The 18,713-nt window shown below is 41.7% G+C and carries 16 protein-coding genes; 2 read left to right on the top strand and 14 right to left on the bottom strand.

The features are described from left to right. Window positions 1-150: 150 nt before the first annotated feature. The 13 genes from ACEQ81_RS03750 to ACEQ81_RS03690 form a co-directional block, all read right to left on the bottom strand. The gene (locus tag ACEQ81_RS03750; protein WP_411029507.1) at window positions 151-4,116 is read right to left on the bottom strand and encodes an ATP-binding protein; all 3,966 of its coding nucleotides are present in this window, start codon (window positions 4,114-4,116) and stop codon (window positions 151-153) included. A gap of 374 nt (window positions 4,117-4,490) precedes the next feature. After that, on the bottom strand, window positions 4,491-5,420 hold the full coding sequence (locus tag ACEQ81_RS03745) for a DUF3078 domain-containing protein (RefSeq protein ID WP_411029506.1): 930 nt from the start codon (window positions 5,418-5,420) through the stop codon (window positions 4,491-4,493). 72 nt (window positions 5,421-5,492) lie between these two features. Then, on the bottom strand, window positions 5,493-5,999 hold the full coding sequence (locus ACEQ81_RS03740) for a DUF2480 family protein (protein ID WP_411029505.1): 507 nt from the start codon (window positions 5,997-5,999) through the stop codon (window positions 5,493-5,495). A 16-nt stretch (window positions 6,000-6,015) separates the two neighbouring features. Then, the gene (locus tag ACEQ81_RS03735; protein ID WP_411030368.1) at window positions 6,016-6,342 is read right to left on the bottom strand and encodes an SUF system Fe-S cluster assembly protein; all 327 of its coding nucleotides are present in this window, start codon (window positions 6,340-6,342) and stop codon (window positions 6,016-6,018) included. A gap of 26 nt (window positions 6,343-6,368) precedes the next feature. Then, entirely contained in the window at window positions 6,369-6,791 is a 423-nt protein-coding gene (locus ACEQ81_RS03730) for a SufE family protein (protein ID WP_411030367.1), read from the bottom strand. 74 nt (window positions 6,792-6,865) lie between these two features. Next, entirely contained in the window at window positions 6,866-8,092 is a 1,227-nt protein-coding gene (locus tag ACEQ81_RS03725) for an aminotransferase class V-fold PLP-dependent enzyme (RefSeq protein ID WP_411029504.1), read from the bottom strand. A gap of 37 nt (window positions 8,093-8,129) precedes the next feature. Further along, window positions 8,130-9,446: a Fe-S cluster assembly protein SufD gene (gene sufD, locus ACEQ81_RS03720; protein ID WP_411029503.1), complete on the bottom strand. Its 1,317-nt coding sequence runs from the start codon at window positions 9,444-9,446 to the stop codon at window positions 8,130-8,132. Window positions 9,447-9,519: 73 nt separating this feature from the next. Beyond that, window positions 9,520-10,272 (bottom strand): Fe-S cluster assembly ATPase SufC, encoded by a 753-nt coding sequence (sufC, locus tag ACEQ81_RS03715; protein ID WP_411029502.1) that lies wholly within the window; start codon window positions 10,270-10,272, stop codon window positions 9,520-9,522. A 16-nt stretch (window positions 10,273-10,288) separates the two neighbouring features. Then, complete coding sequence (locus tag ACEQ81_RS03710; RefSeq protein ID WP_411029501.1) at window positions 10,289-11,164, bottom strand: N-acyl homoserine lactonase family protein; 876 nt, start codon at window positions 11,162-11,164, stop codon at window positions 10,289-10,291. Window positions 11,165-11,182: 18 nt separating this feature from the next. Next, on the bottom strand, window positions 11,183-12,628 hold the full coding sequence (gene sufB / locus ACEQ81_RS03705) for a Fe-S cluster assembly protein SufB (protein ID WP_411029500.1): 1,446 nt from the start codon (window positions 12,626-12,628) through the stop codon (window positions 11,183-11,185). A 68-nt stretch (window positions 12,629-12,696) separates the two neighbouring features. Continuing rightward, window positions 12,697-13,026 (bottom strand): HesB/IscA family protein, encoded by a 330-nt coding sequence (locus ACEQ81_RS03700; protein ID WP_411029499.1) that lies wholly within the window; start codon window positions 13,024-13,026, stop codon window positions 12,697-12,699. 135 nt (window positions 13,027-13,161) lie between these two features. After that, the gene (locus ACEQ81_RS03695; protein WP_411029498.1) at window positions 13,162-14,511 is read right to left on the bottom strand and encodes a hypothetical protein; all 1,350 of its coding nucleotides are present in this window, start codon (window positions 14,509-14,511) and stop codon (window positions 13,162-13,164) included. Between the two features lie 6 nt (window positions 14,512-14,517). Beyond that, complete coding sequence (locus ACEQ81_RS03690) at window positions 14,518-15,753, bottom strand: choice-of-anchor B family protein (RefSeq protein WP_411029497.1); 1,236 nt, start codon at window positions 15,751-15,753, stop codon at window positions 14,518-14,520. Window positions 15,754-15,828: 75 nt separating this feature from the next. Between ACEQ81_RS03690 and thiL the strand changes: the two genes are divergently transcribed. Next, window positions 15,829-16,878 (top strand): thiamine-phosphate kinase, encoded by a 1,050-nt coding sequence (gene thiL, locus ACEQ81_RS03685; protein WP_411029496.1) that lies wholly within the window; start codon window positions 15,829-15,831, stop codon window positions 16,876-16,878. On the opposite strand, the gene ACEQ81_RS03680 is transcribed toward thiL, so the two are convergent. Then, window positions 16,879-17,130: a hypothetical protein gene (locus tag ACEQ81_RS03680; RefSeq protein WP_411029495.1), complete on the bottom strand. Its 252-nt coding sequence runs from the start codon at window positions 17,128-17,130 to the stop codon at window positions 16,879-16,881. It abuts the gene before it with no gap. A gap of 290 nt (window positions 17,131-17,420) precedes the next feature. Between ACEQ81_RS03680 and brnQ the strand changes: the two genes are divergently transcribed. Further along, window positions 17,421-18,707, top strand: coding sequence for a branched-chain amino acid transport system II carrier protein (gene brnQ, locus ACEQ81_RS03675; RefSeq protein ID WP_411029494.1), 1,287 nt, complete (start codon window positions 17,421-17,423; stop codon window positions 18,705-18,707). The last annotated feature ends 6 nt before the right edge of the window (window positions 18,708-18,713 follow it).

The following is an 18,713-nucleotide window of genomic DNA, read 5'->3' as shown; positions in this document are numbered from 1 at the left end:
CTATGGGGAAACTTAATAGGTCAAAACTAAGGTGGTCTTGTTTCCAATGCTAAAAGCAGGGTTCCAGATAGTAACATAATGGTTCCAACACCCACTATATATGATGTTAACAGATGTGGTACACCAGAAAATAGGTGCTGTTTACATTTTTTATTTCTTGGATTGGTAAGAAGAAGGTGATGTTCCGTAAAGTTCTCTAAAACATTTGGCGAAGTAAGACAAATTGTTGAAGCCTACGCTATAAGCAATTTGAGTAACGCTATCCGCCTTTTGGGAAAGCAATTGGGCGGCTCTTTTTAAGCGAAAGTTTCTCAGAAGCTCCCCTGGGGCTTCATTCGTAAGGGCCTTTAGTTTGCGATGTAACTGCGTTTTGCTCATGGCAAGGGCATTTTGCATTTCTGGCACGCCGAAAGCGGAGTCCGCATATTTTTCCTCCAGCAATAACAGTAATTCTTCCAAAAACTTTTCGTCAATAGTGGTAACGGTAATCCTCTTGGGGTCTACCTTGGTTTCGCTTTTAGAAAATAATGCCCTAAGTTGTTGTCTTTGTACAATCAGGTTTTTTGCACGTACCAAAAGTTCATTGGCATTAAAAGGTTTGGTAAGATAATCATCTGCTCCTGTCTCCAATCCTTCTATTTTATTTTCCATGCCGGCCTTGGCGGTAAGCATTATAACCGGGATATGACTTGTATGCACATCGGACTTAAGTTTTTTACATAATGTAATTCCATCCATCTTGGGCATCATAAGGTCTGTAATAATTAAATCTGGATTATCCGCTAGGGCCTTTTGTAATCCTTTTTCCCCGTCCAGGGCTTCCTTCACCTTATAAAATTCAATAAGTTGATCCTTTATAAAGCCACGCATATCGGCGTTGTCTTCTATCAAAAGTATTGTAGGCACATCTCTTTTGTCCGCTTTTTGAAATCGATATGGTTTTGCCCCGGATAGGTTTTTGTCCGAAGTAGTAGTGAGGTCACTTGTTTTGTTTCCTGTTCTAATTTCCAGTAAGGGTAACATAACAACGAACAAGGTTCCCTTACCCAATTCGCTAAAGACCGTAATCTTACCACCCATAAGTTCTACAAGGTCTTTGGACAGTGATAGTCCTATACCTGTACCTTCTTTTTCCCTGGTAAACTCGGAATCTGCCTGATAAAAGCGATCAAAAATAAGTGGGAGTTTTTCTTCGGAAATACCCGGACCGGTATCTGCCACCGAAACTTGTAAGCCGTTCTGATCGTAGCTTGCCTTAAATGTAATTTCCGTACTGTCCTCACTAAATTTGAAGGCATTTCCCAAGAGATTATAAATTACGTTCTCTAGTTTCCCCCTGTCGAAGGAAGCCCATAAAGAATTGGTGGGAATCTCAATACGATAATCTATATTACGCTGGGCAGCATGGGAGTTAAAGGAGGAGGTTGCCGCTCGTATGCACTTAAATACATCCCCTTCCGTTAGTTCCAATTTTAAGCTGCCCTCATCGATTTTTGAAAGATCCAATAGTTGGTTTACCAATCTTAAAAGACGATTGGTATTGCGACGTATCATTTTAATGGTATCCATATTAAGCCCTAATCCCGGATTTTGTTCCAAGCGTTCTACCGGTCCTTTGATAAGGGTAAGTGGGGTACGAAACTCGTGTGAAATATTACTGAAAAAACGCGATTTTGCCCGATCTAACTCCAAAAGTCCATGGGCTTGTTCTTTAAGTTTTAGCGATTGGTTCCGTACTATTTGCGTGCGTTCTTCCACTAATTTTTCCAATGCCAAGTTTTTCTTTTTAAGTTGTCCCGCTCGCCATTGGAGCACTAAAAGAAAGAATCCGCCAAATATAATCGCATAGCCCAAATAGGCCCACCAGCTTCTGTACCAAGGAGGTAGTATGGTGAAGGCATAGTTGTCCTGGTTGCTAATTTGTTCGTAGATGTTTTGTCCCTTTACCCTAAATGTGTAGCTGCCTTCAGGAATTTGGGTGTAATCCTTTTTGGTTTCCTTGGTCCAATCGGACCAATCCTGGTCATAACCCTCTAAATAATAGCTATACTTGTTTTTAGGGACCTCATCGAAACTCGGAAGCGCATATTCAAAACGTAATGTATTGTTTTCAAAAGTTAAGGAAGATAGCGTTGTAGTTTTCTTTTCCCCACCATACACAACAGAATCCATATTGATAGATATTTTTCTGATAAGTGTCCGCATATCTGCTATGGGCTTTACCGTTTGTTTTAGGTCTTGCCGTACTATCCCAGTTGGACCACCATACCAAAGAATTCCGGATTTCTCTGGGAACAATGCTTTTTTTGGGGCGGGTTCTATCCTTCTATCATCTACCGATTCTACCTTGTAGGTGCCGTCTTTTTGTAGTCTTGATACTGTTCGCTGCTTTTTTTCGTCCTTCGAATCCGTAAACTGTCCGGACATCCAGAGATTGCCATCCTCATCTTCGAGTTTGGGTACAATATCTCCTTTAAAACCAAAAGGGTCTCCAAAAGATCTGTAAGGAATAATAGAATCCAAATTTGAATCGTATGTATATACGGTACCTCCTATCCCAAAAACCGCTTCCCCTCGTAACGAATGCAAAAAAAGCCACCCGGGAGGTAATTCTTTGTTTGCCACAAAGTGTTTAACTTCCGGTCTGTTTATATTGAAGGTGTCTTTTTGGTAAAAATCTACCCGCCATACCCCATCGATCTGAGATTCCATCCAAAGTTTACCGTCATCCATTTCTACCAATTCGCGAATATCGTCCTCAATACCGGGTATCTTACCAATTTCTTCCCAAGTATCATGTTGCTTTCGGAGAATTGCCAATCCATCAAAAAGCCCTAAATATAATATAGAAGGGTCTTTTTTAGAGCGCAATAGGGCGCCAGACCGCATCTCGCTTATTTGTTCTACTTCTTCTCCATTATAACGGACAGTACCTGTTCTGGAAGCAATGTATAAATGCTGGTCTATTTCCGACATATAAAAGCTAGGGCCAACTTCTGGTGTTTTCACAAATTGTTTAGGCGACCCATTTTCTGCTGTCTGCAACTGCAATAGACCATCTATACTGGCCGCAAAAAGCTTTCCGTTATACCGCGTAATTGCATTGACAAAACCCGTTACCCCCAAACGTTCATCAAAGATAGAATAGGGAGAAAGTAGCTCTACCCTACTTATTCCATGGTTCAACCCTAACCAAAGCCCTCCCTGATGGTCCAACGCCTGTGCCAGTATTCCGTTGTTCAACAGCCCGCTGGTCTTATCCAAAAGGTGTACCAAGGATCCGTCTTGGTCTAACACTACCAGACCTCCCATTCCAGTGCCTATGGTAATCCATCCATTGGGCATTAATCTACATTGAACAATAATGTTTTCTTGCAGATACTTTTCCATGGGCACGGGAAACGGTTGAATTTTATTGCTCTCCAAAAAGAATAACCCGTGCTCCTTGGTAGCCACCAGTAGTTTTTCTTCTTCATAGGGCAAAATTCCCCTTATTTCGTAATCGAAGTTTGTAACCAGGCTAAGCTGCTCTCCCTTCAGCCTATAAAGCCCTTTATCTTTTTGCTGAAGATATATCGTTTCATTGACCAAAAAAGAATGTAATATTCCGTGCTTTGGAGACCAAATTTTAAAGGTTTCATTTTCCCAGCGAAACAAAAAATCCTTGGATTGAAAATATATTTGTTTTCCAACGGAAAAACTATTGTGCAGATAATTAAAATTTTGATAGATAGAATCCAAACTCGATTTTATCGATCGATAGCCCGTAAATCCCAATGAATCTGGCTCTAAATAACCCAATTCGTTAAATCCGCCAACAAATATCCGCCCGCTTTCGGTTTTCATCAAGGTGCGTATAAGACTATTGTTGGGGAGTTTTATCAGTCGCCAGTTTACCCCGTCAAATTCTAGTACTCCATTGCTGTTTCCGATATACATAAGTCCATTATCGGCTTGTACCAAAGCCTGATTATCTGGCCTACCATTGTAATCCCTAGGATCATAATGTTGCATATACGGAATCCCCAGTTCTTTCTGGGAACCAACTTCCATAGGGTTTGACTGCCCCAACAAAATAAAACTGTAAAACAAGAACAGAAAAAAAATATGCTTCATCACTGCTGCTTATAATATACAAGATACCTAATTTTCAGGCATTTATATTGCTAGCAATGATAGGGTAAAAAGTATTTATGAGACTAACACCAGAGTTCCGAATGTTAAAAGAGCAATGCCTTTCATCGGATAAAGCCTACCATTAATTTTTTTTACAACATTTTAAGCTGTGTTCACAACAAAAATTTAGTTTTTTAAAAAGTTGGAGGTACATTTACCTTGTAATTAAGTGATAGTGTTTATCCCAAATTAAACCTACCTTAACTTAGAAAATGCTATCCCGATTATCGGGGTCAAATCAACAAAACCTACTTAACTAAGAAAAGGCCTCCCAATGGGAGGCCTTTTTTATAATCTGTCTTCAGCTACGTCTCTTATAAGGAATAGTTTAGTCCTATTAGCCAATAGCTTTGTAAGTCGTTATCCACATTATCAAAGGTAGCCGTTGGATCCGGATTGGGGCCATTCAATGCAAAGTTCAAAGCTTCCTGTTTGTTATCTCTCAATCCAAATTCGAATCCAACACCTATTTTCTTAAATAAGGTATAGCCAAAAGAATTGGTCCAGGTCCAATTGCTAAGGTCCGAGGTTTCATAGCTTTGGAACATGGAAAGGTTGGTCTTAAAGTTTACTTTTCCCAGTTTTTTGGAATAGTCGGCTACTATTTTGGCCCCCAAGGAAGATTCAAAAATGGTATCTTCATCACTAAATACAAAGTTGTAGTTTAAGGGATGGATTACAACTACCAAATCGGGGATGGGTGTCCAAGTACCTCCTACACCAAGGTCCAAGTATCCTGGGTCATTAAAATTGCTTAAAATAGTGGTGCGGTATTCCATCAATCCGGAAACTGCAAAGCTCTTGCTAAGCTTGCGTCCGTAAAGGGACGAGATGTTAAAGACATCCGTGGCCTCTTTAAAGCTATCATCATCCGTGGGATCGTCCTTATCATCAAATTTTACCCATTGCAGGTTTATACCTATAGCATTTCGCCAAAAGAATTTCTCCTCATTAAGGTTGGCAAAGCCGTTTACCGTAAATCCAATGTTTCCTGCGGAATTGTTCGGTGTTCCTTGAGAATACCAATTGTTAAATCCTGATATGCTTCCACCGATGGTTCCAAAAGCACCTGTTTTCCATCCTGGCAGGGCATCTATCTGCGCTTGCAAGGCATCTACCCTTCCCTGAATGGCAGCAATGGAATCTTTCTTGGGCGCTATTTGTTCCTTTAGTTCTTTTTCGGTCTGCGCATAGGTGTAGGTCAACGCAAACACTGCTAGCAGTGAGCATAGTAGTTTCTTCATGATTTGTAGTGTTTAATATATAGTTAATGCGAGGCAAATGTAAGAAATGTTGACAATACAGAAGTGGTTAGATCACTTTCGCTTGTAGAGAGGAACGGAAGAACAGGCTTCCCCGTACATAACACTTTTGGCAACCTCCTGTATTTTGGCAGTCACCCACAGATAGGCATTTGTAGGTACCGGCTTGTTACTACAGCCTTTAATAATAACGGGTTTATCTTTAAATTGGGAGACGTCCAAACTATCTATAATGGGTTGGTAAATACTGGTCTCCAATTGTTCTAAGTTGCCTACCACCACCCTTTTGGCAAAAGGTTGCAGTTGTGTAGTGATCAACATATAGGCCCAGCCAGGGATTATGGCATCGGTAGAACATTCCAGGGCCACATAGCTATTGCGATATTGCTCCCAATTGTGTTGGCCAACGGCGACCCTAAATTCCTTTTCCCTTAAAATAAGGCCTTCATAAAGCCAATCCTTTATATCTATAAGCACCCGTTTCCCTTCCGGATAATAATCTTCCAGATCAAAGGTGATCAATTTGCTTTGTGCAACCCTATTTATAATTTCTTCTGGCATCCCAATTCTATTTGGGTTATAGCATCCCTAGTTCCAATTTTGCTTCTTCGCTCATTAATTCTTGCGTCCACGGGGGGTCGAAGGTTATCTCTACTTCCGCATCTTTAACGGCATTTAAGGATTTTACCTTTTCTTCTACCTCTACAGGTAAGCTCTCCGCTACCGGGCAATTGGGCGAAGTAAGTGTCATTAGTATTTTTACGTCATTGTCCTCATTAACAAAAACATCGTAAATAAGACCAAGTTCGTAGATGTCCACAGGTATTTCAGGGTCATAAATGGTCTTTAATACATTCACCACTTTTTCTCCTAATTCTTGTCCGTCTATAGTTGTTTCGCTCATCATTTCTCTTTTAGTTTATCCCTGTATCAGTTCAATTGGGTTTGGTAGGCCACTGCATAAAGTTTCAGTTGTTTTACCATACTTACCAAACCATTTGCCCTAGTAGGCGATAAATGCTCTTTTAATCCTATTTCATCGATAAATTCGGTGTCGGCCTCCATAATTTCCTTTGGTCTTTGATTGCTGAACACCCGTATCAAAATAGCTATTATTCCTTTGGTAATAATGGCATCGCTATCTGCGGTAAACACCAAGTTATCACCTTTGAGTTCTGCATGTACCCAAACTTTGCTTTGACAACCTTTTATAATATTGTCGTCTGTCTTGTATTGTGCATCGATCAAGGGTAAGGACTTCCCCAATTCTATCATATATTCATACCGTTGCATCCAGTCATCGAACATGGAAAATTCATCAACGATTTCTTCTTGTATTTCTTTTATGGTCATTGGCCTATTTTCCTCAAAAGTACAATATGTCTTGCTGCTATTCAACAGTTTAAGAAAATGATAAGAACTTGCGCCTAAAGCAGCATTTGCCTTGCCCGCTCAACACCTTCTACCAGACTATCCACTTCTTCTTTGCTATTGTAAAAGCTAAAACTGGCCCTTACGGTTCCGGGAATACCGTAGAAATCCATTATAGGTTGTGCACAGTGGTGTCCGGTTCTTACGGCGATGCCCAATTTGTCCAAAATGGTACCGATGTCATAGGGATGTATCCCATCGATATTAAAGGAAATTACCGCTGTCTTGTGCTTTGCCGTTCCGTATATTTTTAATCCATCTATTTTCAATAAAGCTTCGGTGGCATAGTTTAGCAACTCTTCTTCATATTGGGCAATGGCGTCAAAACCAATGGCGTTCATATAATCCAATGCGGCACCGAATGCTATTCCTCCACAAATATTGGGTGTGCCGGCCTCAAACTTATGTGGTAGGTCGGCATAGGTGGTCTTTTCAAAGGTAACTTCGGCAATCATTTCCCCACCTCCTTGGTATGGGGGCAATTTTTGCAACCATTCTTCTTTACCATATAACATGCCAACACCGGTAGGGCCACAAGTTTTATGTGCGGAAGCGGTATAAAAATCCACGTCCAACTTTTGTACATCGGCCTTTATATGTGGTGCGGCCTGCGCTCCATCTACCAAAACCGCAGCTCCAACGCTATGCGCTTCCGCAATAATCTCTTCTATTGGATTTACGGTTCCCAGCGCATTTGATACATGATTACAGAAAACCAACTTGGTATGTTCCGATAGTAATTTTTTATAGGCATCCATCCGCAGTTCACCCTCCTGGTTCATCGGTATTACCTTTAACACCGCTCCGGTACGCTCGCACAACATTTGCCAAGGCACTATATTGGAGTGATGTTCCATAGCGGAGACGAGAATTTCATCGTCTTTTTTTAAAATTGATGTAAACCCGTTTGCCACGAGGTTAATACTATGGGTAGTCCCCGAAGTAAAGATAATCTCATGTGTCTTGGCCGCATTAAAATGCGTTTGTATTTTCTTCCTCGCCGCTTCATAGGCATCCGTAGCTTCTTGGGACAAAGCGTGTACCCCTCTATGGATATTGGCGTTATAGTTAGAATAGTAATCTACTATTACATCTATGACCTGCCTAGGGGTTTGGGAGGTGGCCGCATTGTCTAAATAAACGAGCGGTTTTCCGTTTACCTGTCTGTTCAGGATCGGAAAATCTTTACGAATAGTCTCTATGTCCAATGAAGTCTGTATCATATTTCTAAAGCCCTAAGTAGTAAAAGAGAACTGTCTGTTATAGATCAAATCCCAAACGAACACCCAGCTTGTTGGCTATGAGCTTGTTGATCCTTGTCTTTAGTTCCGGAATGCGTACACTGGCCAATACGTTGTTGGCAAAGGCGTACATTAGTAGTGCCCTGGCCTCTTTCTTTGGAATTCCCCTGCTTTGTAGATAAAAAAGCGCTTCCTCATCTAACTGCCCTATGGTACAGCCGTGGGAGCACTTAACATCGTCTGCAAAAATCTCCAATTGTGGTTTGGTGTTTATGGTGGCCTTATCGCTGATCAGAATGTTGTTGTTTTGCTGAAAGGCATTGGTTTTTTGGGCAATTTTGTCCACAATGATCTTCCCGTTGAAAACTCCTGTGGCTTTTTCGCCATAAATACCCTTATAGTCCTGATGGCTCTCGCAATTGGGTTCTATATGATGTACCAAAGTGTGGTGGTCCACGTGTTGTTTTTCTCCAATTATAGTTACGCCTTTCATGGTAGAATCTATGCGTTCTCCATTTTGGTAGAAGTTAAGATTGTTCCGTGTGAGTTTTCCGCCAAAGGAGAAGGTGTGCACTTTAACTACGCTATTGTCTTTTTGGTTGATATAGGTATTGTCTATCAAAGAGGCAGTAGCAAGATCGTTCTGCACCTTGTAGTAATCTACATTGGCATCTTTAGCTGCAAAAACTTCGGTAACCGAATTGGTAAAGACCTCATTGGCGGTAAGACTCTGATGGCGTTCTATTATCTGAAGCTCTGCATTGTCCTCGGCAATGATCAAACTTCGTGGTTGCAATAATAGCGCAGCCTCGTTCCCTGTAGAAAAGTGTAAGATCTCTATGGGTTTTTTGGCAACCTTGTTTTTTGGTATATAAATAAACGCGCCTTCCTTACTGAACGCCGTGTTTAAAGTAGTTAAGGATTCTTCCTTAGCGGCTATTTTATTAAAATATACGTCAATAATGGCTTTGTATTGGGGTTTGGTCAAAGCAGCGCTCATTAAACAAACATCTACCCCATCATGGGTTGTCTCCGAGAGGAAAGAGCTATAAACCCCATCAACGAAGACGATTTTATAGGTATCTATCTCGTGTAAAAAGTACTTTTTTACATCTTTGTACTCCAAAGTACCTACCTCTTTGGGAAAAATGCTAAAATCTATCTTTTGAAGACCGTTCAGCGATGTATATTTCCAAGCTTCGTCCTTTTTGGAAGGAAACCCTTTGTTCTCAAAGGTTTTAATGGCCGCCGATCTAATATCGTGTACAGGATGTTCCACATCGATATTATTTTCAAATGCCAAAAAGGAAGAAATCAGTTTTTCTTTTAAATCCATCTTACTATTGTTTCTTGCTTATCAAACTAGTGTTCAATACTTCAAGTCCGTATTACTTTTTTGCAAAATACCGTTAAACTACGGTCTCTTGCTTTATCCAATCGTACCCTTTTTCTTCTAGCTCCAACGCCAGTTCCTTAGTGCCCGATTTTACAATTTTACCGTTATGCAATACATGCACAAAATCTGGTACAATGTACTCTAGCAATCTTTGGTAATGCGTTATTACGATTACTGCGTTGTCCTTACTTCTAAGTTTGTTTACGCCATCGGCAACGATACGAAGTGCATCGATATCGAGTCCGGAATCGGTTTCATCCAAAATGGCCAACTTGGGTTCTAACATGGCCAATTGAAATATTTCATTACGCTTTTTCTCTCCTCCGGAAAATCCTTCGTTAAGGGAGCGCGACAAAAATTTACGGTCAATATCCAACATTTCAGATTTTTCGCGTATCAACTTCAACATCTGGTTGGCGGGCATATCTTCTAATCCACGAGCTTTCCGAGATTCGTTTATCGCGGTCTTCATAAAATTGGTGACGGATACTCCAGGGATTTCTACCGGATATTGAAACGAAAGAAATATCCCTTTGTGGGCGCGTTCTTCCGGGGCATCGTCCTCCAAATCTTCGCCATCCAAAAAAACCGCTCCTTTGGTAATTTCAAATTCTTCTTTTCCGGCGACTACCGCGGCCAAAGTACTTTTACCCGATCCATTAGGACCCATAATGGCATGTACTTCCCCCTTATTGACTTCTAGGTTTATCCCCCTTAGAATCTCCTTATCTTCTACACTTGCGTGCAAGTCTTTAATCTTCAGCATCTTGTATAAAATCTTTTTATTTTAAATGGTTTGGTGCCGTGGGCATTTTATTAAAATCCTCTTTTTGGTGTTGCAAGTATACCTTGGCATTCTTTTCTTCGGCAAAGGCTTCAAAAGCGTCCATACTTGCCAATGTCTGATCTACATCCGTGTTAAAAATGGGTACCCTTCTGTGTTCTCTATTCTCATAAAGGTGATACATATCGCCAGACAAAAGTAAGGGTCCATGTTCTGGCAGATCCAAATACAACACTTGGTGTCCAGGGGTATGTCCGGGCATGTATTTTATAATAACACTGCCGTCCCCGAAAACATCAAAGTCGCCATTGAGGTGTTTTACCTTCGTAAGTTCCTTTATTGCATTATAACCGTCCGCGTTGTTTTTTTGCGATTCCTCACTAGTGATAAAATCATACTCGGTTTGTTGCACCAGCCATGTGGCATCTGCAAAAACATTGGCATTACCGGTATGGTCAAAATGAGTATGCGAAAGGGCAACATATTTAAAATCTTTAGGTGATAGTCCAATCTGTTTTAGCTGATTGGCGATCGAATCTTTTCTAGATACCGTAAATGCACCATCAGGAGAGGTAAACGGTTCTGGCAGGCCAACCAAGCCATCTGGTAATCCGGTATCCCATATTAGGTTTCCTTCCGGATGCGATACTACGTAAAATGCATCGGAAAATTCCTTGGTCTGTCCTTGGTAGGTGGTATCTTGGGAGAAAACCTCCAATTTATTTACGAAAACCGTACCGCCATCAAAAGTGTAGAGCTTTATTTCTGGTTTGGAAACTTCGATTTCTGCATTGGCATCTTCAGCATTTTCTTTCTTTGCTTCTTTACAAGATATAATGGCCAGTACCGCAAGTAATCCTATGATTTTTTTCATTTTCCAATTTTGATTTTACTATCCAACAGAGCCTTCCAAGCTAATTTCCAACAGTTTTTGCGCCTCCACGGCGAACTCCATCGGTAACTTGTTCAATACTTCCTTGCTAAAACCATTTACAATAAGCGCAATGGCCTTTTCGGTATCTATACCACGCTGGTTGCAATAAAAAATTTGATCCTCTCCAATTTTACTTGTTGTGGCCTCATGCTCTATCTGTGCTGTTTTGTTTTTGGTTTCAATATATGGAAAGGTATGGGCCCCACATTCGTTCCCCATGAGTAAGGAATCGCATTGTGAAAAATTTCGGGCATTTTTTGCCCTGCTGTTTACCTGTACCAATCCTCTATAGCTGTTCTGTGATTTGCCCGCGGAAATCCCTTTGGAAATGATGGTGCTTCTTGTATTCTTGCCCAAATGGATCATTTTGGTGCCTGTATCTGCCTGCTGGTAGTTGTTGGTCACCGCTATGGAATAAAATTCCCCTATGGAGTTATCCCCTTTTAAAATACAGGAAGGGTATTTCCAGGTTATTGCGGAACCGGTCTCTACCTGAGTCCATGAAATTTTTGCGTTTTTCTCGCAAATCCCTCTTTTGGTCACGAAATTGTAAACACCGCCTTTGCCTTCCTTATCGCCAGGAAACCAGTTTTGTACCGTTGAGTATTTTATTTCCGCATTGTCCAAAGCTATAAGTTCTACCACGGCCGCATGCAATTGGTTTTCATCTCTAGAAGGTGCGGTACACCCCTCTAAATAACTTACATAGCTGCCTTCATCGGCAATTACAAGTGTTCTTTCGAACTGCCCTGTACCGGCTTGGTTTATTCTAAAGTAAGTAGAAAGTTCCATGGGACAACGTACCCCTTTGGGTATATAACAGAAAGATCCGTCCGAGAATACTGCAGAATTAAGGGCAGCATAAAAATTATCTTTTTGGGGTACTACGGTCCCCAAATGCTTGCGCACCAATTCTGGGTGTTCCTTTATGGCCTCGGATATAGAACAGAAAATAATTCCTTTTTCTGCCAGTGTTTTTTTGAAGGTAGTGGCTACGGAAACCGAGTCCATAACAATGTCCACGGCAACTCCTGCCAGTTTCTTTTGCTCGTCCAAGGAAATGCCCAATTTTTTAAAGGTATCCAACAGCTCGGGGTCTACCTCATCCAAACTATTGTATTTGGGCTTGCTATTGGGAGCGGAATAGTAAGAGATATCCTGGAAACTGGGTTTTTTGTAGGTTACGTTGGCCCATTCCGGTTCTATCATTTCCTTCCACACACGAAACGCTTCCAAGCGCCATTCGGTCATCCATTCCGGTTCCTCTTTTTTCTTGGAAATAGCCACAACTATATCCTCGTTAAGGCCCTTGGGAAATGTATCCGATGCAATGTCCGTGTAGAAACCGTACTCGTACTCCTTGGTTTCTAGTTCTTTCTTTAATTCTTCTTCCGTATATGCCATACTACTTGCTTACATGTTTAAAAGCCCTGATAATTTGTTCTTTTAACCATTTTCCTTTTATTTACTTATCAAAGAGAAAAGCTTTCCCCACAACCACAGGTTCGCTGGGCATTGGGGTTGTTAAATACAAAGCCCTTACCGTTTAATCCTCCAGAATATTCCAAAACGGTCCCTACTAGATATAAAAAACTCTTTTTGTCCACAATGATCCTAACTGCATTGTCCTCGAAAACCTTATCCGTTTCCTCGGTTTTATCATCAAAACCCAGTTCATAGGACAACCCACTGCAACCACCACTCTTTACGCCAACACGTACATAATCCTTTTGAGCATTAAAACCCTCCTCCGTCATTAGGGAAATTACCTTCTGTTTAGCTGTTTCCGATACCTTGATCATATCTTAATTGGATTTATTCTAAATAGTTTACAAATATAGTTCATAAGTAGGGTTTTAGCACAATTCCTAACATTAATATAACGAATGCCTTTATAAAGTTTTTCTATAGATTTTTTTCAGGAGGAAATGGGGAAGCTATTCTATTTTCAATACAACCAAATCAGTGGCTCCTTTATTTTCTAGATTTGGGAAATCTTGACTTGCGGTTTCACCAACAAATACAATGCCGCCGGTAGTGGTCTCAATGGCGTCGAACCCAAATTCTATAGCGGTACCACCGTAGGTATGTTGCCATATAAGTTCTCCCTGGCCATCTGTTTTAATGATCCAAAAATCGTTTTCACCTGCGTTGGTATCGGCATCCAGATCGGCACTTTTGGAATTCCCCGCAATAAGGAATCCGCCATCACTGGCTTGTACAACACTTTGAGCGGCATCGAACTGGGTTCCGCCAAAGGTCTTTTCCCATAACAGCTCGCCGTTGTCATCAATCTTTACCAGCCACACGTCCGATTCTCCATTGTTTTTGGAAACATCCAAATCCGTACTGAACGTATTCCCAACAAGTACATAGGCGTTGTCATTGGTCTTGGTTACGTCATAGGCCTTGTCTATACCAGCTCCCCCAAAGGAGCTTTCCCATACCAAATCCCCACTACCTGTAATCTTTACCGCCCAATAATCGTAACTTCCTTTGCCGTTGCTAATATCGAAATCCTCACTTTCCGAAGAGCCGGTCATTACAAAGCCGCCATCATCCGTTTGTGTAACCCCATAGGCCCTGTCGTTGTTGGTTCCACCAAAATACCTGCGCCATTGTAGATTTCCTTCTGCATCTAATTTGGTACCCCAAAATTCCCCTACGCCATGGCGTGTAAGTAAATCTCCTTTTGCCGCACCTCCTGCTCCCTGTGAGGCGGTAATATCTAAAAATCCCACAAAAAAGAAACCTCCATCTGCCGTTTGTACTACATCGTACGAGTGATCGTGACCAGAAAACCCAAAACTACGTTCCCATTCTATGTTCCCCGAAACATCTAATTTTAGAATCCAATTGTCATGAAAACCCTCGTTGTTACTTCCGTCCCCATCATCGCTCATGGCATACCCAACAATGGCAAAGCCGTTGTCAGAGGTCTGCACTACACTCTGACCACGATCGTCTTTACTACCTCCGTAGGTTTTGCTCCATTGTAGGTTTCCATCGGCATCCAATTTAATAAGCCAGTAATCATTTACATCTGTAGTTTTACCAACCAAATCCCCATCCATACTGTTGGAATATCCCAAAATAACATATCCGCCATCGGAAGTGGATATTACCTCCTGACCTGTATCCTCACCGGTTCCGCCGTAGTTTTTGGCCCAGACTACCTCTCCCAAAAAAGTGGTCTGCCCGCCCGTATCCCCATTCAGCGGAAGATTATCATCACTGGAACAAGAGCTCAGTATCAAAAAAAGAAATAACAGGCCGGTGTTCTTCATAAATTTCTAATTGGATTTCTGGATTACGAACAATCCAGAATTAATATCGTTCACTATTATCTTACCACTCGCAAAGTAGGGATACACACTCCAAACCCCGTTAAAATCTGTAATGTCATTTGCAGGAAAAGTATCGAAGAACCCTTCTTCCACTACGGTGCTTCCTTCGATATTCGTAATGTTAAGAATCCTTACCCCAGCGGTATAGTTGGCCAAAAAAAACTGATCGCCCAACACATAACCGTTATGGTCTATGGCTCCTGTTGGCCCAATGTAGGTGTGGTGCAATACAGGATTGTCCAAGTCTTGCAGATCGAAGATAAGGGTGCGCGAATCGAAACCAAAATTTGCCTCATCCAACTCATCACCCAAAATAAAATAACGGAAATCTTCGGTAAACCAACCCTGATGGGTGTAGCCTATATTGCTGTATTGCAAAGTGGTTATTTCAGTGGGGTTGTCCTTATCCGTAAAGTCGGCTATAACAATTTGGTCCTCATTTGCGCCAATAAATATCTCGCTCCCGGCATAATCGGCATCTGGGCCGTTATAGCTAACTACCTGTGCATCGTGTGTGTAACCATTGTCCGCATAGCCACCTGCCGCTATTGGGTTTTTCTGATCTTGTATATTGAGGAAGTGTACACCTCCGTTAAAGGCATCGTCCCTAGCTGTGCCAACAACATAAGCAAAGCCTGTAGTTTCGTTGATCACTACATTATGGGCATTTCCAAATTCTGTATACCGATTATCCGCGGTAAAGGTCTCTGGCGGGCTGCTCACATTCCGTAAACGGGTAAGATCAAAAATCTGCATGCCATGGCCCGGGGCTTCCGAGACAATATAGGCATGATCCTGATACACTTTTACATCTCTCCATCCGCTATTGCCTGTTGCGGTGGGGAGTTTTCCCAAATAAACCATGTTATTCTCATCGGTGATGTCTACAAATGCAGTGCCGTTGTTCAATCCTACAACGGCGTATTCCCTATTGGTAGTAGGGTCTGTCCAACCCCAAATATCGTTTCCGGAATTGGCCGTAAGCACACTCAGTGCCACTCCGCCCAATAGATCGTATCCCGAGCAGGGAAAAATACCGGCCATGCCGTTAACACATTCGGCCGCAACAATATCCGTACCATCAACACCGTCTGGGGGCATAGTATCCCCAACCGAAGAATCGTCATTAGAACAACTGCATAACAAGCTTAGTGAAACAAGAAGGAAGTAAGTCTTTTTCATAGTATCTTTTTAATCCAACCTCGCTTTCTATAGTTAAAGATACGATATAAAATATATCCTACTTATTTTTGCAAAATGATAGAAGACAAAAACCAAGAACGTACCTCCTTGGAACAACTGGGAGAATTTGGATTGATAGACCACCTTACCAAAAACTTTCCCAAGCTCCACACATCTACGAAGACCGCCGTTGGCGATGATGCCGCTGTATTGGACTTTGCCGATAAAAGGACGTTGGTAACCACGGACATGTTGGTAGAAGGGGTGCATTTTGACCTTAGTTACATCCCCTTAAAACATTTGGGTTACAAAGCGGTAATGGTAAACCTCTCCGATGTGTATGCCATGAACGCCAAAGCCACCCAAATTACAGTTTCCTTAGCAGTGTCCAATAGATTTCCTTTGGAAGCATTGGAAGAATTTTATGCGGGTGTGGCCTTGGCATGTGAGTTGTACCAAGTAGATCTGGTTGGGGGCGATACTACATCATCCACCACAGGCATGATCATTAGTATTACAGCCTTGGGTGAATCCAATAAAGAGGATATCGTATACCGCAGCGGTGCAAAACCAAACGACCTATTAGTGGTTAGCGGAGACTTGGGTGGTGCCTACATGGGACTGCAAGTGTTGGAACGCGAAAAAGAAGTTTTTAAGGTAGACCCCAATAACCAACCCGATCTGTCCTTATACACCTATATCGTAGAGCGACAGTTAAAGCCCGAAGCCCGCAAAGACATTGTTGAACTATTACAAAATCTGGAAGTGAAACCTACCGCCATGATCGATATAAGCGATGGCCTCTCTTCAGAAATTTTGCACTTATGCAAACAAAGTAATGTTGGGTGCAATCTGTATGAAGATAAAATACCTTTAGACCCCACGGTGATATCTGCATGCGAGGAATTTGGTGTGGACAGTACCATGATCGCTTTAAGCGGTGGAGAAGATTATGAGTTGCTGTTTACTTTAGACCAAAAGGAATTCCCGAAAATAAAGGGCAATCCTAATTTGACCGTCGTGGGGCACATGACGTCCAAAAGTGAAGGTGCACACTTAATCTCCAGGAATAACTCTAAAATTCCAATAACCGCTCAGGGCTGGAATTCTTTTGCCAAAGCATAGTTAAGCTACTTGTTGCGTAGCTCTATGTCTTTTCTGATAAAGATTTTCCAATGTATCATTAATGTCGCGCATTTCGGGTGTTAAGGCCGAAAGGTTTCCGCTTACATCTGTAGTAACCTGCTTGTTACAGTGTATACATTTGTACTCTTTAATGTGAAGGGTCACTTTTTTGGATACTGCGTAATGATGTCCAAATAGGTTGCAAAAAACGGAGCTTAGTTTAATGCCATAGTTCGAAAATGTTTTTTTCATATTTGTAGGTTTTTTAAGGTGCATTTACAGGATTTGGGAGCCGTAAAATGCAAATCATACAAGAATTAGTTGCTGGGGTAAAAGCGCTATATGGGACGCTAGAAAAAAATAACGGCGAAACCCCTACTTTTATTGGGCGGCGCGTTTAATTTTTATGATTTTTTCGACGAACGTCATCTTTCGGACCCTAATTACATTAAAAACTGGTATCGAAGTATCGTCCAATGCACTTTTTTTTCGTGTGAATATAAATTCAAATTCCCTATCTTTCTCGTCATATTTACACCCTTATGAATTCTACCAAGGAAACCCTGGTTGCCGCTTTTGCCCTCTTCTCACTTTTCTTTGGAGCGGGCAACTTAATTCTCCCACCCTATCTCGGATTTCAATCTGGCAACCTCTGGTGGTTTGTTGCATTGGGTTTTTGTATTTCCGCCGTGCTGATTCCCATCTTGGGTATTTTGGCGCATGCCAAATTGCAGGGTACCATTTTCGATTTTGGAAAAAAGGTATCCCCAAAATTCAGTCTCGTCTATGCCCTTATTATATACGCCATATCCATAAGCCTGCCTTCGCCCAGAACGGCCTCGGTTACACATGAGATGGCCATAGCTCCTTTTTTTAATACGGCACCCTTGTTTACCAGCATCGTTTATTTTGCCTTGGTCTTCGTTTTTGTAATGAACCGTTCTAAAATTCTAAATATCATCGGTAAACTCTTAACGCCAGCCATTATTCTGATCTTATTGGCCATCATAGGGGTAACCATTTTTTCCTATGATACGGTCTTTGGTGCCACCACATTTGCCAATCCGTTTACGGATGGTATTTTAGAGGGCTACCAAACTTTTGATGCCATTGGGGCCGTAGTGGTAGGCGGGGTACTCATTATCTCCATCAACCTAAAGAACAAGAATGCATCATACGAGGAAAAAAGAGGATTGATACGCCGTGCTGGATGGTTGGCCGGTTTGGGGCTGTTACTTATCTATGCCGGACTTATCCTTACAGCGGCATTGCAGCATGGCAATTTTGAGACCGATATTACAAGAACGGCCTTACTTATTGGCATAAGCACACAGGCACTGGGCAACACTGCCAATCTGTTCTTAAGCGTGTTGGTAAGTTTGGCATGTTTTACAACGGCCGTGGGGATTGTAACAGGATCTGCAGATTATGTAAAATACCTTTTTTCCGGTTCACATAAGGCCTACACCTATACCGCTATTATCGGTTCTGTGTTAGGGGTTCTTATGGGACAATTTAATGTGGGATATATAATTGCTGTGGCACTACCGGCCCTAATGTTCATTTATCCCATAACCATAGTATTGATTTTGCTTAACGTGGTTCCCAATAAATGGGCCTCCCCATTTGTTTTCCGTGCCGTGGTCATAGCCACCATGCTCTTTAGTATCCCCGATTTTTTGGGAAGTATAGGATTTGGAAGTACGGCGGCACCCATACAAGAGTACATTCCGCTTGGGAAATTAAGTATGGGTTGGGTATTGCCCGCACTCGTGGTTTTTGGATTGGCCAATTTAAAGAAAACAGCGGGTCTTACTCAACAATCATAGCTTTTG

The organism is Spongiimicrobium sp. 3-5, assembly GCF_046557915.1.
Taxonomy (GTDB): domain Bacteria; phylum Bacteroidota; class Bacteroidia; order Flavobacteriales; family Flavobacteriaceae; genus JBHEBG01.
Note: the sequence above shows the minus strand (reverse complement) of the source record. Positions and strands in the feature narration are given on the sequence as shown.

Excerpts from the sequence above, each read along its gene's own strand:
- ACEQ81_RS03750 (WP_411029507.1), bottom strand. The coding sequence starts at position 4,116 with ATGAAGCATATTTTTTTTCTGTTCTTGTTTTACAGTTTTATTTTGTTG.
- ACEQ81_RS03745 (WP_411029506.1), bottom strand. The coding sequence starts at position 5,420 with ATGAAGAAACTACTATGCTCACTGCTAGCAGTGTTTGCGTTGACCTAC.
- ACEQ81_RS03740 (WP_411029505.1), bottom strand. The coding sequence starts at position 5,999 with ATGCCAGAAGAAATTATAAATAGGGTTGCACAAAGCAAATTGATCACC.
- ACEQ81_RS03735 (WP_411030368.1), bottom strand. The coding sequence starts at position 6,342 with ATGAGCGAAACAACTATAGACGGACAAGAATTAGGAGAAAAAGTGGTG.
- ACEQ81_RS03730 (WP_411030367.1), bottom strand. The coding sequence starts at position 6,791 with ATGACCATAAAAGAAATACAAGAAGAAATCGTTGATGAATTTTCCATG.
- ACEQ81_RS03725 (WP_411029504.1), bottom strand. The coding sequence starts at position 8,092 with ATGATACAGACTTCATTGGACATAGAGACTATTCGTAAAGATTTTCCG.
- sufD (WP_411029503.1), bottom strand. The coding sequence starts at position 9,446 with ATGGATTTAAAAGAAAAACTGATTTCTTCCTTTTTGGCATTTGAAAAT.
- sufC (WP_411029502.1), bottom strand. The coding sequence starts at position 10,272 with ATGCTGAAGATTAAAGACTTGCACGCAAGTGTAGAAGATAAGGAGATT.
- ACEQ81_RS03710 (WP_411029501.1), bottom strand. The coding sequence starts at position 11,164 with ATGAAAAAAATCATAGGATTACTTGCGGTACTGGCCATTATATCTTGT.
- sufB (WP_411029500.1), bottom strand. The coding sequence starts at position 12,628 with ATGGCATATACGGAAGAAGAATTAAAGAAAGAACTAGAAACCAAGGAG.
- ACEQ81_RS03700 (WP_411029499.1), bottom strand. The coding sequence starts at position 13,026 with ATGATCAAGGTATCGGAAACAGCTAAACAGAAGGTAATTTCCCTAATG.
- ACEQ81_RS03695 (WP_411029498.1), bottom strand. The coding sequence starts at position 14,511 with ATGAAGAACACCGGCCTGTTATTTCTTTTTTTGATACTGAGCTCTTGT.
- ACEQ81_RS03690 (WP_411029497.1), bottom strand. The coding sequence starts at position 15,753 with ATGAAAAAGACTTACTTCCTTCTTGTTTCACTAAGCTTGTTATGCAGT.
- thiL (WP_411029496.1), top strand. The coding sequence starts at position 15,829 with ATGATAGAAGACAAAAACCAAGAACGTACCTCCTTGGAACAACTGGGA.
- ACEQ81_RS03680 (WP_411029495.1), bottom strand. The coding sequence starts at position 17,130 with ATGAAAAAAACATTTTCGAACTATGGCATTAAACTAAGCTCCGTTTTT.
- brnQ (WP_411029494.1), top strand. The coding sequence starts at position 17,421 with ATGAATTCTACCAAGGAAACCCTGGTTGCCGCTTTTGCCCTCTTCTCA.